Below are 15,850 nucleotides of genomic sequence, written 5' to 3' on the forward strand. Positions count from 1 at the left end.
GTGGAGCTGAGCGAGGCCGTCACCGACGTCTACGCAGCGCCCCTGGCCGACTTCGTCGCCACCCGCACCCGGTGGGTGACCGCGGCCAAGGACGAGGGCGACGCCGATCTGGCCGCCGCGATCAAGGCCCTGCGCAAGCCGACCGTCCCCGCGCACCTCGTCAACGTCGTCGCGCGGGAAGAGCCGCAGGTCGTGGCCGCGCTCCTCGCTCTCGGCGAGCGGATGCGCGCCGCCCAGGCCAGTGGCGACGGAGCCGCGCTCGCAGCGGCCCGACCTGAGCGAAGGGAGTGCATCGACGCCTTCGTCGCGGCCGCCGGTCGCGCCGCCCACGAGCACGGCCTGGGCTGGTCCGCCGGCGTGCAGGACTCCGTGGCGGCGACGGCCGTCGCCGCGCTCGCCGACGAGGCGAGCGGCACGGCGGTGGCCTCGGGTCAGCTGCTCCGCCCTCTGGCGTACGCCGGCTTCGGTGAGGTCGAGCTCGACGACGCGGTGGCGACCCCCCTTCGCCTCCTGCCGCCCCTGCCGGACGACCCCGGCGACGACACGGAGGAGGTCAGCGCCGAGGAGCGCGCTCGGCAGGCAGCCCTCGAGGCCGCGCGCGACCGGCTGCGCGACGTCGAGCGGGAGCTGGCCGCCGCCCGCCTCGCCGAGTCGGAGGCGCGGGCCGCGCTCGTCGCCGCCCGCGACCGCACGAAGGACCTCGAGACACGTGTGGCACGTGAGGCCGATGAGGTGGTGCGGCTCGAGACACGCCCGGGCGCCGGACGTGCACGACAACGGCCGAGAAGCGCGGGATCATAGCCCTCATGAGCACGGCGCGCACGACTTCTCCCCGCACCGCCCCGACCGACCTGCCGACCTGGGCCATCCAGGCGGAGGACCTCGAGGCCATGCTGGCGACCGACGACGACACGGTGGACACCGCGGTCATCCCGCGACTCGCCTACCGCGAGGCCGTCGAGGAGGCGGCCGTCCCTGGCCAGACGATCGTCACCGAGCCGGCCGACGAGGTCGAGCACGTCGCCGCACCCGTGGGCCACAACCTGCGCCGCCGCCACGCCAGCCCAGAGTCGGTCGCGGCCATCCGCCGCAACCTCATCGCGGTCGCCTGCGTGCTGGCCGCCGTCGTCCTCATCGGCGCGGCCGCCACCTGGCTCGCCGGCTGGATCGCCCTCGGCGTCTGGACCCTGCTCGTCGTCGCCGGCGCCATCGCGATCCGCCGCTCCAACTCGCGCTACACGGCACGGCACAGCCGCTACACCCCGCGGCACGCCTGACCCGACAGAGACGCACGCCACGGGCGGCAGGGGAGTCCTCCCCTGCCGCCCTTGGCGTGTTCTCGCTAATCTGGCCCGAGGTGGGGCCCTGGCAGTCGGCGCCCGACCGGATCGACGACCACGATCGGGAGGACGAGCATGCGCCGCGTGCGCACACGAGACATCGCCGCGCTGGCCTGCGCCGCCTCGCTGCTGACCCTGAGCGCCTGCGGCGACGACGAGTCCGGCACGTCCGACCCGACCTCGTCCGCCACGGCGAGCAACGCGACGACCTCCGACGACGAGCACGCCATGGAGCAGGTCCGGGCGATCGACAAGCAGCTTCGCGCCGCGGACCCCAGCAAGCCCCTGCCCGAGGACGCCACCTGGGCGACCGATGGCTTCCGCACCCGCTTCGACGCGGCAGCCGCCGACTTCACCGAGGCGGGCGCGGTCTTCACGGGCAAGATCACGACCGAGTCACTGCATCTCGGCGAGTCCGACCCCGATGCTCCGGGCGGTGGGCAGCTCACCGCATATGCCTGCACGGTCGACACCACGCGCATCATCGTCGACGGCAAGGACGTCACGGCGCACCCCAACGACCCGACCAAGGTGCTGCCCAAGAAGCCTCGGCACGACACCTACCTCAACACCTACTCCACGACCGACGACGGCACGACCTGGCAGCTCGACCGGTCGCGCAACCTACCTGACAAGGACAAGAAGGGGACCCCGTGCGACGCCTAGCCACCACGCTCCTCGCCGGAGCCCTCCTGCTCTTCACGCCCGCCCTCCCGCAGGCCAGCGCCACGGCCGACTGCCGAGAGGGTGGTCGAGGAGACACCGGAGGTGGCTCCGTCATCGTCGGCGCCGACTGGTGCCAGTCCGGCGGCAACAACGGCGGCAACGACAACAGCGGCGGCAACAACAGCGGCGGCAACTACAACGGCAACAACGGCGGCGGCACCACCGGTGGTCAGTCGGAGTCCGGCGACTCGACCTCGTCCGGCCCGCGCATGTACACGATGGCGGAGGTCATCGAGATCTGCATGCGCGACGGCGACGCCCTGTCCATCTCGTGCATGGCGGCGTACAACGACCGCATCATCCGCGAGGATGACGCGACCGAGGACGCGCCGGCCGACGAGACGCCTGCGCAGGCCATCGCCCGCGCCCGCATCACCGCCATCAGCCGGCTCGACCTCAGCCGCCCGGAGATCGGCGCCTCCCCGTGCCAGACCGACACCGGCGCCTGCCGCGGCACCGTCGGCCTGCCCGTCTGGCTGTGGGTCGGCGACGGCACCGGCGGTGCGCTGCCCTCGATGTCGACCACGGCCACGGCCGGCCCATACTCCGTGACCGCGACCGCCAAGGTCTCCAAGGTGAAGTGGTCGCTCGGGGACGGCACGACGACCACCTGCACGACCACCGGCACCAAGTACGACTCGGCGACGCACGGCTGGTCGGACCCGACCTGCGGCTTCGCCTCCGGCTGGTCCACCGCCGGCACGCACACCCTGACGGCCAGCTACGTCTGGGAGATCTCGATCTCGGGTGACGCCACGGGCTCGGCGACCCAGACCATGTCCTCCACCGAGCAGGTCACCGTCGGCGAGCTGCAGTCCGTGGTCACGCAGAAGGGCTGACCGGCCGGACGGTGAGCACCTGGGCGAGGGTGCCGAAGGCCCCTCGCTCGTCGTGGAGCACGCTGGAGGTCAGCCCGTGGCCGGCGGGTCCGAAGGAGACCGTCGTGTCGAGCCCGAGCCAGCCCGGCTCGGGCTGGCGGAAGAGGTGCGCGGTGAGATCGACGTTCGGGAAGAGGACCTCCCGGGGTGAGGCGAGGACGTTCATCCCGTTGGCGATGTCGAGGAGACCAGCCGTCGCGGCGAGGTGACTGTGCGGCTCGTCGACGAGCGGCACGTCGGTGCGCACCCACACCCGCCCGCGCCCCGGCTCGACCGCCTCGCGGCGCACCTCGACGCTCTCGATGAATCCTCCCGTCCACACGCTGCTCGGGTCCCACGGCTCGGTGTCACCCGGCGCCGGCATGGGCGGCAGGTCGCTGTGCTCGAGGGCGCTGGTCTCTCCGGCGGCGACGAGCCAGGCCCGGGCGACGGCGACCGCGCGGCCCCCGTGCGAGAGCGTCGCCTCGACGAGCTCGATGGTCCGCCCCGGCCGCACGACGCGCACCTCGTGCGTGCACGGCTGCACGGGGACGGGCCCGAGGATGTCGCAGGCCAGCCGAACGAGCGGCAGCCCGTCGTCGCGGCGAGCGTCGCGGTCGACCTCGACGAGATGGGCGAGCAGGCCGAGGGCCGGCGCGATGTGCTGCTCGCTCTGCGTCCAGGCGCCGCCGGTGTGCGCCGTGGGGCGGACGGTCAGGCTGTCGATGCGCTCGAAGTAGGCCATGGGCCCATCAGACCACCCGGTGTCACCGGTCTGGTGGCAGGCACGCTCGCGCTGCTCAGCTCAGCAGCGCTGCGAGCGTGCCGCCGAGCTCGGTCGCCGCCTCCAGCGCCGCGTCGTCGACGTCACCGACGACCTCGAGGGTCTCGGCGGCCTGACGCCAGTCGAGCGCCTGGACGATGGAGCCCACCGCCCGCACGGCACCGGTGACGTCGTACCGACCGTGCACCCAGAGGCCGTAGGGCCGCTTCGCGGTGGAGCCACCGCCCCCTTCGCCGGCCCCGCCGGAGTCGTCGAGTGCTCCGCCGACCTGGAGGAAGGTCGAGTCGAAGAAGTGCTTGAGGGCCCCTGACATGTAGCCGAAGTTGGCCGGGGTGCCGAGCAGGTAGCCGTCGGCCGAGAGCACCTCGTCGGCGCTCGCCTCGAGGGCGGGGACGACGTGCACCTCCACGCCGTCGAGGTCGGGGTGTCGGGCCCCCGCGAGCGCCGCGTCGAGCAGCGCGCGGGTCGACCGGGTCGGGCTGTGGTGGACGACGAGCAGACGAGCCATGCCCGCCATCCTGCCCTCAGAGACGGGCGATGACCACGACGAGCACGGGCAGGCTCGCCGCGAGGACGACGAGGGTGTCAGCCGGGCGCCAGGGGGCCGGCTCGGCCCAGGTGCGGCGGGCGGACGAGGCGAAACCGCGAGCGTCCATGGCCACCGCGAGCGTCGCGGCCGACCCGAGGGAGCGCATCAGCATGCCGAAGGTCGAGGCCCACAGGTGCGCGACGAGCGTGCGCGGGTGCCGCCACGAGACTCCCTGCCCCCGCAGGCGGCGGGCCCAGCCGATCTCGGTCCACGCGGCACCGAGGGTCTGCACCCGCTGCAGGGCAGCGCCGAGCGCCACGACGGGCCGGGCGGGCAGCCGCAGCCGCTGGCCGAGGTGGTCCGCGAGGTCGTCCGGGTCGACGTAGGCGAGCGTGATCGCCGACGGCACCACGATGACGAGCAGACGCAGAGCGGCCGACAACGCCGTGTCGACATCACGCGACCCGAGGAGCCAGGTCGACCACCCGACGCCGACCGCGCCGACGAGCCCCGGCAGGAGCCGGATCGCCAACCCGCACCACCGCCCGACGACCCAGCCGGGGCCGGGCCGGTTGGCCAGCCCGATGACCGCGCCCACCCCGAGCAGCGCGAGGACGACGAGCGAGGTGCGCCAGCCGGGCGAGAGCACCGCGGCGACCATCGGGATCGCGGCGGCGGCGAAGAGCGACAGCGGACCACAGGCCGACAGGACCGCGCGGGGCGTGGAGCGGGTCGGCCCCGGCGAAGGGGGTGACACCGGCTCGACGGCGTCGACGAGGGCCATGAGGTCGGGGTCGTGGGAGGCCGTGACGACGGCACCACCGCGGGCACGCTGCGCGAGGAGCAGCCCGACGACCGCGGCCCAGGTGCCGCGGTCCTGCCCGACGGTCGGCTCGTCGGCGAGCACTGCTGCGGGACCGTGGGCGAGGGCTGCGGCGACGGCGAGGCGACGCTGCTCGCCACCCGAGAGGGTCTGCGGGTCCGCCCGCTCGAGGTGGGCGAGCCCGAGGGCCTCGAGCAGCTGTCGGGCCCGGGCCGTGGCGGCGGCCTCGTCGCGCTCGCCGAGCGTGCGGCCGGTGAGCAGCACCTCGTCGAGCACGGTGCGCGTGAGCAGCGCGCTGGAGCTCCACGTGGGGCACCCACCCGAGCAGCGGGGCGATCTCGGTCGCGGGGAGCTCGCCGACCTCACGCCCTTCGGCCGTGGTGACCCGGCCGGAGACCGGGGTGACGAGTCCGGCCAGCGCGGCCAGCCAGGTGCTCTTGCCGCCGCCGCTCGGGCCGACGAGCGCCGTCGCCCGGCCGCCGGTCACGGCCAGCGGCTGCGCGACGAGCGCGGTCGCCGACTCGCTGCTGCCGTCGAGGTGGTTGCGTCGGCGCTCGACCCGCAGGGCCTCACCCTGCAGGAGGGGGGCACCCCCGTCGACCGGGCGGGCGAGCGGCCCGAGCGGCACGCTCAGGGGTTCCGGCGCGGCGACCCCGGGGACCCAGATACCCTCCGCGGCGAGCCGCGGCCCGTGCTCCTCGAGCACGACCGCGGGCGGTCCGTCGTGCAGCACCCGACCGTCGCGGCCGAGGACGACGAGCCGCTCGCAGTGCTCGACCCACGGCTCGATGCGGTGCTCGACGACGATGGTCGACACGCCGGCGGCACCACGGAGGACGGCGTCGCGCACGGTGGCGGCACTCGTCTCGTCGAGCATGGCGGTCGGCTCGTCGAGCAGCAGCAGCGAGGGCTGGAGGGCGAGCGCACCGGCGAGCGCGACGCGCTGGGTCTGCCCGCCGGAGAGGGCACTCGTCGGCGTCGCGGGGTCGAGGTCGCCGAGCCCGACCGCGGTGAGCGCGGCAGCGACCCGGGCCGGCATGGCGTCAGCGGCCACCCCGACGTTTTCGAGACCGAAGGCGACGTCCCGCCCCACGGTGGCGGCGACGGTGCCTGACCCGGGCTCCTGGAGGACGAGGCCGACCGCACCGGGCCGCTCACCCGGCGGGCTCCCTTCGATCGTGACGGTGCCCGTGAGGTCACCCGAGTCGACGGTGAGCAGCAGCCCCGCGAGCGCCCGCAGCAGCGTCGACTTGCCCGAGCCGCTCGGCCCGACGAGCAGCACCCGCTGGCCAGCGGGGATGCTGAGGTCGATCTCCCGCAGGACCGGCTCCTTTCGTCCGGCCGGTCGCCAGGTGAGCCCGCGGACGGCGACGGAGCGGTCCGCGGGCCCGCCGGTGGTGTCGGGGATCAGACGGCCCTCCGCTCGAGGACCTCCTGGCCGGGCGGGAAGGGGTTGAGCGCACCGGCCTCCGCGAGCGCCCGGGTGAGCAGCCACCCGCCGATGCCGGCGATGACGACACCGGAGACGACCATGAGGGGCAGGTAGGCGAGCTTCCAGGCCCACGCCCAGTCGGTGAAGTAGGCACCGATCTCGTAGACCCACTCCAGGGGCGCCGACAGGGCTCCCGCGAGGACCGCGACGGCGGGGCCGAAGGCCTTGTAGGCGAAGATCGCGAAGGCGAGCTCGGCGCCGATCCCCTGGGCCAGGCCCGAGACGATCGTCGTGACGCCCCACTGGTTGCCGAAGAGCGCGGAGACAGTCGCGGCGATGAGCTCGCAGGCGATCGCGGCACCGGGCCGGCGCACGACGAGGCCCCCGACGACCCCGGCGATGAACCAGAAGCCGACGAAGAGGCCGAAGAGGGGCTGGAAGGCGAGCCCGAGGGCGGAGATCGGGCCGTTGTACAGCAGTCCGTACCCCCAGTAGGCGACGCCGAAGGCCACGCCGAGGAAGGCGATGGTCAGCAGGTCGACGGTCCGCCAGCCGAGGAGCGGACGGGTGGCGAGGACGGTCCCGGCGCGGGTCGCGCCCGTGGACTTCGTGGTGGGCATGCGTACTTCTCCTGTGTGGTGTGACTCCACAGGGCGGGCCGGCGCCAACCGCGACGGCGAGGCCGTCCGGCGACGACGGTCCGTGAGACTCGACTCCCTACGCCGGTGCGAACCGGATCAGGTACGAGGGTCTGCGGTCGCCCGCACTCTCAGCGCTGTTGCGCTCCCCTGTCGTGCCCCTCCAGCATAGGCCTGTGGCAGGGTTGGTCCCGTACCGGGTGGCGCGGACCGTGACCACCTCTCACGCATGGCGAAAGGACCCCTCATGGGCAACGTGGTGTGGAAGCTGTTGGGCAGCGGATCGGCGATCCTCGCCGGCATCGTCGCCAACAAGGTGATCACCGAGGTGTGGAAGAAGGCCGGCCGAGACACCGAGATCGACCCGACCAACCCCAACACCTCCTTCGGGGAGGCCCTCGCCTATGCGGCCCTCGCCGGTCTGGCCGTCGGCCTGGCCCGCACGATGACCACCCGTCAGGCGGCGGCGATCTACCAGAGGTCCGCCGGTCACCTGCCCAAGCCGATGCGCGAGGACGTCGAGAAGGAGCTGGGGCTCGAGTCGTGATGCAGGGCATCTCCATCACCGAGCCCGGCGACGCCGACGTCCTGCAGATCACGGAGGTCGAGGCACCCACCGCCGGGCCCGGTCAGGTCGTTGTCGACATGGTCGCCGCCGGCGTCAACCGCGCGGACGTCATGCAGCGGCTGGGTCACTACCCGCCGCCGAAGGGCGCCTCCCCCCTGCCGGGCCTCGAGGTCTCGGGCAGGGTCCTCGAGGTCGGCCCCGAGGTCGAGGGCTGGTCCGTCGGCGACGAGGTCTGCGCGCTCGTCGACGGCGGCGGCTACGCGGAGCGGGTCCTCGTGCCTGCGGCCCAGCTGCTGCCGATACCGAAGGGAGTCGACCTCACCTCTGCCGCAGGCCTGCCCGAGGTGGCGTGCACGGTGTGGTCCAACGTCTTCATGACCGCCAACCTCCAGCCCGACGAGACCTTCCTCGTCCACGGCGGGTCGAGCGGCATCGGCACGATGGCGATCCAACTGGCCAAGGCCGCCGGAGCCCGGGTCGCTGTCACCGCGGGCAGCGAGGACAAGCTCGCCTTCTGCCGCGAGCTCGGGGCCGACATCGCGATCAACTACCGCGAGCAGGACTTCGTCGAGGAGGTCCGGGCGGCGACCGACCGCCACGGCGCCGATGTCGTGCTCGACCTCATGGGCGCGAAGTACCTGCCACGCAACGTCGACGTGCTCGCCACGGCAGGCCGTCTCGTCGTCATCGGTCTCATGGGTGGCCGGAAGGGCGAGCTCGACCTCGGCAAGCTGCTCAGCAAGCGCGCCGCGGTCATCGCGACCTCGCTGCGCGCCCGCCCCGCCGGGGAGAAGGCGGCGATCGTCGCCGCCGTCCGCGAGCACGTGTGGCCCCTGATCGAGGCCGGCGCGGTGCGCCCGATCGTCCAGGGCGCCCACCCGCTCGAGCGGGCCGCGGATGCCCACCGCGAGCTCGAGGCGAGCGGCCACATCGGCAAGATCCTCCTCACCGCCTGACCTCTCCCCTTCCCCGCCCTTTGCTCCGTCCTGGGCGCACGGGGTGAGACTCAGTCGCCGATCTCGGCGCCCATCGCCCGACCGGCGGTCCGCCCGGAAAAGATGCACCCGCCGAGGAAGGTGCCCTCGAGGGCGCGGTAGCCGTGCACGCCACCGCCGCCGAATCCCGCCGCCTCCCCGGCCGCGTACAGACCGGGGATCGGCTGCCCGTCGCTGCCGAGCACCCGTGCCGACAGGTCCGTCTCGAAGCCGCCGAGGGTCTTGCGGGAGAGGATGTGCAACTTGACGCCGACGAGCGGGCCCTTCTTGGGGTCGGTCAGCTTGTGCGGCGGGTAGGCCCGCTTGGAGATCTTGTCCCCGACGTAGGAGCGGGCCACGCGCATCGCGGCGATCTGGGCGTCCTTGCCGTAGGGGTTGTCGAGCTGGGCGTCGCGCTCGTCGACCTGCTTCTTCACGAGGGCGGGGTCGAGTCGCGGCTCGCCGTCCTCGACGAGCTCGTTCATCTTGGCGACGAGCTGCTCGACGGTGTCGGCCTGGACGAAGTCAGCCCCCTGGTCGAGGAAGGCCTGCATCGACGGCGTGACGTCGGCGAGCGAGCGCTTGCGGATGACCCCGGCGACCTCCTTGCCCGTGAGGTCCTGGTTTTGCTCCGAGCCGGAGAGGGCAAACTCCTTGCCGGCGATCGACCGGTTGGTGATGAACCACGAGTGGTCGTGCCCGGTGGCGCGCAGGTGCTCCAGCGTGCCGAGGGTGTCGTAGCCGGGCAGCAGCGGCGCCGGCAGGCGGTTGCCCTCGGCATCGAGCCACATCGAGCTCGGCCCGGGCAGGATGCGGATGCCGTGCTGCGCCCAGATGGGGTCCCAGTTGCGGATCCCCTCGACGTAGTGCCACATGCGGTCGCGGTTGATGAGGTTGCCGCCGGCCGCCTCGGTGATGCCGATCATGCGTCCGTCGACGTGCGCGGGCACGCCGGTCACCATGTGCTTCGGCGGCGCGCCGAGGCGCTCGGGCCAGTTGGCGCGCACGAGGTCGTGATTGCCGCCGATGCCGCCGGAGGCGACGAGGACGACCGGCGCGCGCAGCTCGAAGCCGCCGATGCTGTCGCGGTTGGTCGCGACGCCCCGCTCGGCACCGTCGTCCGCCAGCCGGGCTCCGCGGACGCCGACGACGGCACCCCCTTCGACGATGATCTCGTCGACGCGGTGGCGGTGGGCGTAGGTGATCAGGCCGCGCTCCTTGGCCTCGGCGACCCGTCGGGCGAAGGGGGCGACGACCCCCGGCCCCGTGCCCCACGTGATGTGGAATCGCGGCACGGAGTTGCCGTGCCCGTGCGCTGACCCGTCGCCGCGCTCGGCCCAGCCGACGATGGGGAACCAGCGCATGCCCTGCTGGTGCAGCCAGGAGCGCTTCTCGCCGGCGGCGAAGTCGAGGTAGGCCTGCGCCCACTGCCGCGGCCAGTGGTCCTCGTCGCGGTCGAAGCCGGCCGTGTTCATCCAGTCCGAGTGCGCGAGCTCGGCGGAGTCCTTGATGCCGAGGCGGCGCTGCTCGGGGCTGTCGACGAAGAACAGTCCTCCGAAGGACCAGTGCGCCTGCCCCCCGAGGTTGGCCTCGCTCTCCTGGTCGACGAGGAGGACCTTGCGACCGGCGTCGGCGAGCTCCGCCGCCGCGACGAGTCCGGCCAGCCCGTGGCCCACGACAATGGCGTCTGCATCCATGGGGTGACTCTAATACTCATTACCCACGAGTAGCGAAGGGGTCTCCCCGAGCCTGCCTACAGTGGTCACGTGCGTCGACTCGCCCGCCTGAGGACCCCCGCGCTCGCCCTGCTCGTGGCCGCGGTGGCGCTGCTCGGTGGCCTCGTGACCGCCTCGCTCTGGCCCGTCACCGTCGAGACCGACTACTACGCCGCCGACGTGCACCTCTCCCCGAGCTGGGCGGACCGCTCACGGATCGGCACGGACACCGTCGTCGGCAGCGTGTCCGCGCAGTTCGCCGGCGTCGCGCCCGGGGTGCAGGTCTCGCCGCGGGTCAAGCCCGAGATCACCCAGCTCGTCGCCTCCGGCGACCTCGGTGCGACGGCGCTGGACGTCAGCCCGCAGGAGCGCTCGCGCGTCATCCGTGAGGCGGCGACCGGTGTGGGGTGGCGCTTCGGGGTCGGTGCGCTCGGCGGGCTCGGCCTCGCCCTCGGGGCCGTGGGTCTGCGGCGGCAGGCCCTCCCTTCGGCCCGCACGACGCTGGCGGCGAGCGCCGCCACCGCTGTCGCCTGCGCCGGCCTCGGCCTGTCGACCCAGCGCACCTACGACCCGGACCGGCTCGTCGCGCTCCACTCCACCGGCCTGCTCCAGCTGGCCCTCGACAACCGCGGTCTGCTCGACGACGTCGAGGCACGCGCCGACCAGGCGACGCCCTACCTGCGCAACCTGCTCGCCCTCTCCTCGGCCCTGCAGGAGGAGTACGCGCCCGAGGCCGCGCCCGACGGCGAGGCGCTCACGGTGCTGCTCGTGTCGGACATCCACTCGAGCAACCAGTACGCCCTGATGCGCACGATCATCGAGGAGCAGGGGGTCGACGTCGTCATCGACTCCGGCGACCTCATCAACCTCGGGCACGTCGAGGAGGCGCGACTGAGCAACCTCTACGGGTCGATCGGCTCGCTCGGGGTGCCCTACGTCTTCGTCGCCGGCAACCACGACAGCAACGCCCCCGACGACACCGCTCTGCTCGACGACCTGGCGCGCACGCCGGGCGTGCAGCTGCTGCAGCCGGGGCCGGGCGAGTACCGCGAGGTGACGGTCGGGGGTCTGCGGATCGCGGGCTTCAACGACCCGCGCTACTACGGCGACGCCGACGACGGCACGACCGAGGCCCAGACCGAGGCCAGGGACAGCTGGCTCGAGGCCCTCGGCGAGGGGGCTCCCCCGGACCTCACTGTCTCGCACGAGGCACCGGCGCTCGATCGTGCACCCGGCCGGCTGCGGGTGCACGGCCACGGCCACGTGCCGCTGCTCGACGGCAACCGGTTGCAGGTGGGCACCTTCACCGGGGGCGGGACGCTGTCCCACTTCGTCGGTGGGCCCGACACGGAGCTCGGCGGCCAGCCGAGCAGCTTCGACGTGCTGACCTTCGACGACCGGTGCCGCGCCCAACGACTCACCCGCTACGAGTACCGCTCGGTCATCGAGGGGCGTCCGAGCTTCGACTCGCTGTCGGTGCTCAACGCCGGCCGGATCACGGACGCTCCGGACGAGGGGCGGACCTGCGGGGGCGACGAGCTCGAGGTCCGCCCGCTCGACCGGTGACGTGCTCCCCCGCTTCGTCCTGGCCGAGGTCCGCCGAGCACGCCGACGCCCCGGCCGCGCACGGCGACCGGGGCGTCGGGGTGGGCTCAGACCGCCGGGAAGACCGGCGGGTGGACCTTGGCCATCTCCTCGAGCACGCGCACGACCTGGCAGGAGTAGCCGAACTCGTTGTCGTACCAGACGTAGAGGACGATGCGGTCACCGGCGGTGATGGTCGCGCGGCCGTCGACGATGCCGGCGTGGCGGTTGCCGACGAAGTCCGTGGAGACGACCTCGGGGCTGTCGACGTAGTCGAGCTGCTTGTGCAGGTCGCCGTAGAGGGAGGCCTGGCGGAGGAAGTCGTTGAGGGCCTCGCGCTCGACCGCCTTCTCGAGGGTGAGGTTGAGGATCGCCATCGACACGTTGGGGGTGGGGACGCGCACCGAGTTACCGGTGAGCTTGCCCTCGAGCTCGGGCAGCGCCTTGGCCACGGCCTTGGCGGCACCGGTCTCGGTGAGCACCATGTTGAGCGCTGCGGAGCGGCCGCGACGCTCGCCCTTGTGGAAGTTGTCGATGAGGTTCTGGTCGTTGGTGAAGGAGTGGACCGTCTCGATGTGGCCGCCGACGACGCCGTACTCGTCGTTGATGACCTTGAGCGCCGGGACGATGGCATTGGTCGTGCACGAGGCGGCGGTGACGACGTCGGCGTCGCCGATCATCGCGTCGTTGATGCCGCTCACGATGTTGGGCAGGCCACCCTTGCCGGGGGCGGTGAGGAGCACGCGCGAGACGCCCGGGCACTGCAGGTGCTGGGAGAGACCCAGCTCGTCGCGCCACTTGCCGGTGTTGTCGACGACGATCGCGTTGTCGATGCCGTACTGGGTGTAGTCGACGCTCGCGGGGCTGTCGGAGTAGATGACCTGGATGAGCGTGCCGTTGGCGAGGATCGTGTTGTTGTCCTCGTCGACCGTGATCGTGCCGGGGAAGGAGCCGTGGACCGAGTCGCGGCGCAGCAGGCTGGCGCGCTTGGACAGGTCGTTGTCGGCGCCCTTGCGCACGACGATGGCGCGCAGCCGCAGTCCGTGGCCGGTGCCGGCGTGCTCGATGAGGATGCGGGCGAGCAGACGGCCGATGCGGCCGAAGCCGTAGAGGACGACGTCGGCGCTCTCGCCCTCGTCACCGCCGTGCTTGCCGATGACGTCGCCGAGCTCGGCGCGCAGGAAGTCCTCGAGGGAGACGTCCTCGCCGGTCTCGAGGCGGCGACGGTGCAGGCGCGCGACGTCGACGGAGGCGGGGCCGGGCTGGAGGGCGGTGAGCGCCTCGAGCAAGGGGAGGGTGTCGTCGAGGGTCAGCTCGATGTCGACGCGGCGGGCGAAACGGTGCGCCTTGAGGATGTCGGTCGGCGACTGGCCGAGGAGGGTGCGGCCGTGGATCGACGTCACGACGCCGAACTCGCGGTAGAGGCGGCCCACGACGGGGATCATCGCCTCGGCCTTGGCCTGTCGGTCGGCCCACTCGGCCAGGTGCTCGTCTGCTGCGGTGCTCTGCGGCGTCGTCGTCATGGGCCCAGATCGTAGCCGCTGACGCCTCGGGGACGGGCCCGGGACCGGCCCGAGACGATGGATCTCACACCGCTCAGCCGGGGGTCGTCACGTCGAAGAGCGCCTGCACCTTGGGAGCACCTCCGCAGGTGAGCTCGTGGGGCGCGCTCATCGTGCGCACGACATGACGAAGGGAGGACCGATCACCGTGGTCGAGGTGCACCAGCCAGGCATCGTCGCCCGCGGCCTCGAGGCGCGGCGGGGCGAGGTCGCGCAGGCGGACGGAGGCGTCGGTGCGCATCAGGTCGTGGGCCGCGGCCTGGGCGGCCGGGTGCCACGAGCAACGCCCGCGCCACCGGTCGAGGTCGACCCGTCCGTCGAGGTGGTCGAGCACGACGCGAAGGGCGGTGTCACCGGTGAGCCGGCCGTACTGCGAGCCCTCGGGCAAGAGGATCACGTTGCCGGCGAAGCGGTCGCCGCCCAGGTGGGTCGTCTCCCACACGGCACCGGGGAGGGCATCGTCGAGGACGGCGGCGACGACGCGGCCGTCGATGGCGCAGCACACGTCCTTGCGGCCGTGGGTGCAGACGAGCAGGAGCGGCTCGTCCGTCGGGTCGGGCAGGTCGTCGAACCTGCCGGCGAGCGCGACGAGGTCCTCCGGGGTCTGCCACGAGGCACGGCCCACGAGGCCGCGCCGGACGTCGACGAGGAAGACCGGCTGGAGCCCGTCGGCCTCGACGAGGTCTCCCTCGAGTCGACCGTGCCGGCGGATGAGCTGCAACCGCGCGCCGAAGCGTCCCAGCTGGACCGACAGGTCGTCGCCGACCTCGGTGAGTGGCGGGGCCTGGATCGGCTTGGGCGGCCAGGGGCCGGGGTGCCCGACGAGCATCCAGTAGCGCGCCGGTACCGCGGTGCCGACGGGCGCGTCGCCGCGCTCGAGGGCGGCGACCGAGCAGCGGAATCGCTCGGGGGGGCACGGGTTCGGTCATCTCCGAGAGCCTACGCGGCGCCTCTGGGCGCAAGGACCGCCACCCCGCCGACCACGAGGCGATAGGCGAGCGCCCGGTCCAGCGCGGCGCCCGAGCCCGTGAGCCACGTGGCGACCCCGTCGGCCTCGGCGGTCGTGAGCGGGAGGCGACCTGCTCGGCTGACGAGGTCGACGCCGGCCCCGGTCGGCTCGAGGCTGGCGCGCAGGTGCTCGCGGGGCACGACCTCGTGGTCGGCGAGCCCGTCGGCGAGCGCAGCCGCCGTCGCGACGGGGGGCGACCGGGGCGGGGCGCTGCGCGGCCCGCTGCTTGGGTGCGAGCAGGGCGGCGACCGCCGCGTCGTCGAGCGCGTCGACGGCCGTGTGGAGGGCCGCGCGCACGGCGGTCAGGTGCTCGGCGAGGTGGGTCGGGTCGCTGACGTCGACGCCGGGCGGCAGCGAGGTCCGCAGCTCCGGCTGCTCGGCGAGAGCGCGCCGGGTGCCGTCGAGCACGGCCTCGGCGAGGTGGTGCCGGTGCCAGACGTGCACGCCGATCGTCAGGTGGACGCTCACCCCGCCGAGCGCGGTGGCGGAGTGGAGCCAGCCACGCGGCACGTAGAGCACGTCCCCCGGCTCGAGCGTGACGTCGAGGTAGGGCTCGGCCGCGGCGGCCTGCTCCACCTGGGACCGACGGTCCTGCCAGGGCTGGTCGCGTAGCGGGTGCTCGTGGACGGGGGCGTGGAGGGACCACCGCTTGGTGCCCTCGGTCTGCAGGACGAAGACGTCGTGCACGTCGTAGTGGGCGGCGAAGCCGCGGTTGGCCGCCGGGGTCACGTAGGCATTGGCTTGCACGGGGTGCCCGAGGTCGGCCGCGAGCTCCTGCGCGAGGGCGAGCACGGGCGGATGGGTGCGGTGCAGTCCCTGCAGGACGATCGTGTGCCCGTCGGCGAAGAGCCGCAGCAGGGCCGTGTCGTCGACCTGGTCACGCACCCCGGCACCCACCCCGCCACCGCGGGTGAAGTCGGCATCAGCCAGCGTGCGACCTTCCTTGGCCACCCGGACGAAGGGGGCCCGCATCCCCCGGCGAGAGAGCAGCGCGTCGACGTCGTCGATGCCGAGCAGGGCACCGCCGGCGGGGAGCGCGTCGGCGCGGACGTGTCGAGGCTCGCGGCCCCAGGCCCGCGCGAAGTCGTCGGGTGCCAGGTCGGTCAGACGGGCGAGGCCGGTGCACCCCGTCGGTGCACCGGCCTCGTGGGGGTCGGTCACTCAGACCCCGCCGTCGGCGCCACCGTCACCAGCGGCACCGTCCGCGCCACCGTCACCGGCAGCACCGTCCGCGCCACCGTCGACCGGCAGCACCGTCCGCGCCACCGTCACCGGCAGCACCGTCCGCGCCACCGTCACCGGCAGCACC

General features: G+C 73.3%; 15 protein-coding genes, 1 pseudogene and 1 riboswitch. Of the genes and pseudogenes, 7 read left to right on the forward strand and 9 right to left on the reverse strand.

Annotated elements, in window-relative coordinates; all coding sequences use genetic code 11:
- From B277_RS16150 to B277_RS16155, 4 genes are all read left to right on the forward strand, one after another.
- The gene (locus tag B277_RS16150; RefSeq protein ID WP_007928787.1) at positions 1-801 is read left to right on the forward strand and encodes a hypothetical protein; all 801 of its coding nucleotides are present in this window, start codon (positions 1-3) and stop codon (positions 799-801) included.
- A gap of 5 nt (positions 802-806) precedes the next feature.
- Positions 807-1,277: a hypothetical protein gene (locus B277_RS12530; RefSeq protein WP_007928788.1), complete on the forward strand. Its 471-nt coding sequence runs from the start codon at positions 807-809 to the stop codon at positions 1,275-1,277.
- 147 nt (positions 1,278-1,424) lie between these two features.
- Entirely contained in the window at positions 1,425-2,006 is a 582-nt protein-coding gene (locus tag B277_RS12535) for a hypothetical protein (protein WP_128276996.1), read from the forward strand.
- Positions 1,994-2,905: a hypothetical protein gene (locus B277_RS16155; protein WP_007928790.1), complete on the forward strand. Its 912-nt coding sequence runs from the start codon at positions 1,994-1,996 to the stop codon at positions 2,903-2,905. Before B277_RS12535 ends, B277_RS16155 begins: the two co-directional genes overlap by 13 nt.
- Here the strand turns inward: B277_RS16155 and B277_RS12545 are convergent.
- From B277_RS12545 to B277_RS12565, 5 genes and pseudogenes are all read right to left on the reverse strand, one after another.
- Positions 2,889-3,668, reverse strand: coding sequence for a thioesterase family protein (locus B277_RS12545; RefSeq protein WP_007928791.1), 780 nt, complete (start codon positions 3,666-3,668; stop codon positions 2,889-2,891). The two genes, B277_RS16155 and B277_RS12545, sit on opposite strands and share 17 nt — an antisense overlap.
- Before the next feature lie 55 nt (positions 3,669-3,723).
- Complete coding sequence (locus B277_RS12550) at positions 3,724-4,215, reverse strand: NAD(P)H-dependent oxidoreductase (RefSeq protein ID WP_007928792.1); 492 nt, start codon at positions 4,213-4,215, stop codon at positions 3,724-3,726.
- Between the two features lie 16 nt (positions 4,216-4,231).
- A complete protein-coding gene (locus B277_RS19570; protein ID WP_007928793.1) occupies positions 4,232-5,335 on the reverse strand; it encodes an ATP-binding cassette domain-containing protein in 1,104 nt (367 codons plus the stop codon).
- A gap of 76 nt (positions 5,336-5,411) precedes the next feature.
- Positions 5,412-6,554: pseudogene (locus B277_RS19180) on the reverse strand (ATP-binding cassette domain-containing protein); the annotation flags it as partial.
- Positions 6,467-7,111 (reverse strand): ECF transporter S component, encoded by a 645-nt coding sequence (locus tag B277_RS12565; RefSeq protein WP_007928795.1) that lies wholly within the window; start codon positions 7,109-7,111, stop codon positions 6,467-6,469. The gene B277_RS12565 and the pseudogene B277_RS19180, both read right to left, overlap by 88 nt.
- Positions 7,112-7,188: 77 nt before the next feature.
- Positions 7,189-7,291: riboswitch (TPP riboswitch) on the reverse strand.
- A 67-nt stretch (positions 7,292-7,358) separates the two neighbouring features.
- Here B277_RS12565 and B277_RS12570 point away from each other — a divergent pair.
- Positions 7,359-7,676 carry a DUF4235 domain-containing protein gene (locus tag B277_RS12570; RefSeq protein ID WP_238539402.1) on the forward strand — a complete coding sequence of 106 codons (318 nt, stop codon included), beginning with the start codon at positions 7,359-7,361 and terminating at the stop codon, positions 7,674-7,676.
- Positions 7,676-8,653: an NAD(P)H-quinone oxidoreductase gene (locus tag B277_RS12575; protein ID WP_007928797.1), complete on the forward strand. Its 978-nt coding sequence runs from the start codon at positions 7,676-7,678 to the stop codon at positions 8,651-8,653. The genes B277_RS12570 and B277_RS12575 overlap by 1 nt, the downstream gene beginning before the upstream one ends.
- Before the next feature lie 50 nt (positions 8,654-8,703).
- Here B277_RS12575 and B277_RS12580 read toward each other — a convergent pair whose 3' ends face one another.
- Positions 8,704-10,368 carry an FAD-binding dehydrogenase gene (locus B277_RS12580; protein WP_040881504.1) on the reverse strand — a complete coding sequence of 555 codons (1,665 nt, stop codon included), beginning with the start codon at positions 10,366-10,368 and terminating at the stop codon, positions 8,704-8,706.
- A gap of 69 nt (positions 10,369-10,437) precedes the next feature.
- Here B277_RS12580 and B277_RS12585 point away from each other — a divergent pair, with 69 nt between their 5' ends.
- Positions 10,438-11,952, forward strand: a complete 1,515-nt coding sequence (locus B277_RS12585; protein WP_007928801.1) for a metallophosphoesterase family protein — start codon at positions 10,438-10,440, stop codon at positions 11,950-11,952.
- 86 nt (positions 11,953-12,038) lie between these two features.
- Here the strand turns inward: B277_RS12585 and B277_RS12590 are convergent, their stop codons facing one another.
- The 3 genes from B277_RS12590 to B277_RS12600 all read right to left on the reverse strand — a co-directional run bounded on the left by B277_RS12590 (position 12,039) and on the right by B277_RS12600 (position 15,702).
- Positions 12,039-13,493 (reverse strand): glyceraldehyde-3-phosphate dehydrogenase, encoded by a 1,455-nt coding sequence (locus B277_RS12590; RefSeq protein WP_007928802.1) that lies wholly within the window; start codon positions 13,491-13,493, stop codon positions 12,039-12,041.
- A gap of 73 nt (positions 13,494-13,566) precedes the next feature.
- Complete coding sequence (locus B277_RS12595) at positions 13,567-14,361, reverse strand: sucrase ferredoxin (protein ID WP_007928803.1); 795 nt, start codon at positions 14,359-14,361, stop codon at positions 13,567-13,569.
- Between the two features lie 96 nt (positions 14,362-14,457).
- Positions 14,458-15,702, reverse strand: coding sequence for a cupin domain-containing protein (locus B277_RS12600; RefSeq protein WP_007928804.1), 1,245 nt, complete (start codon positions 15,700-15,702; stop codon positions 14,458-14,460).
- Positions 15,703-15,850 lie beyond the last annotated feature (148 nt).

The organism is Janibacter hoylei PVAS-1, from assembly GCF_000297495.1.
Lineage (GTDB): Bacteria > Actinomycetota > Actinomycetes > Actinomycetales > Dermatophilaceae > Janibacter > Janibacter hoylei.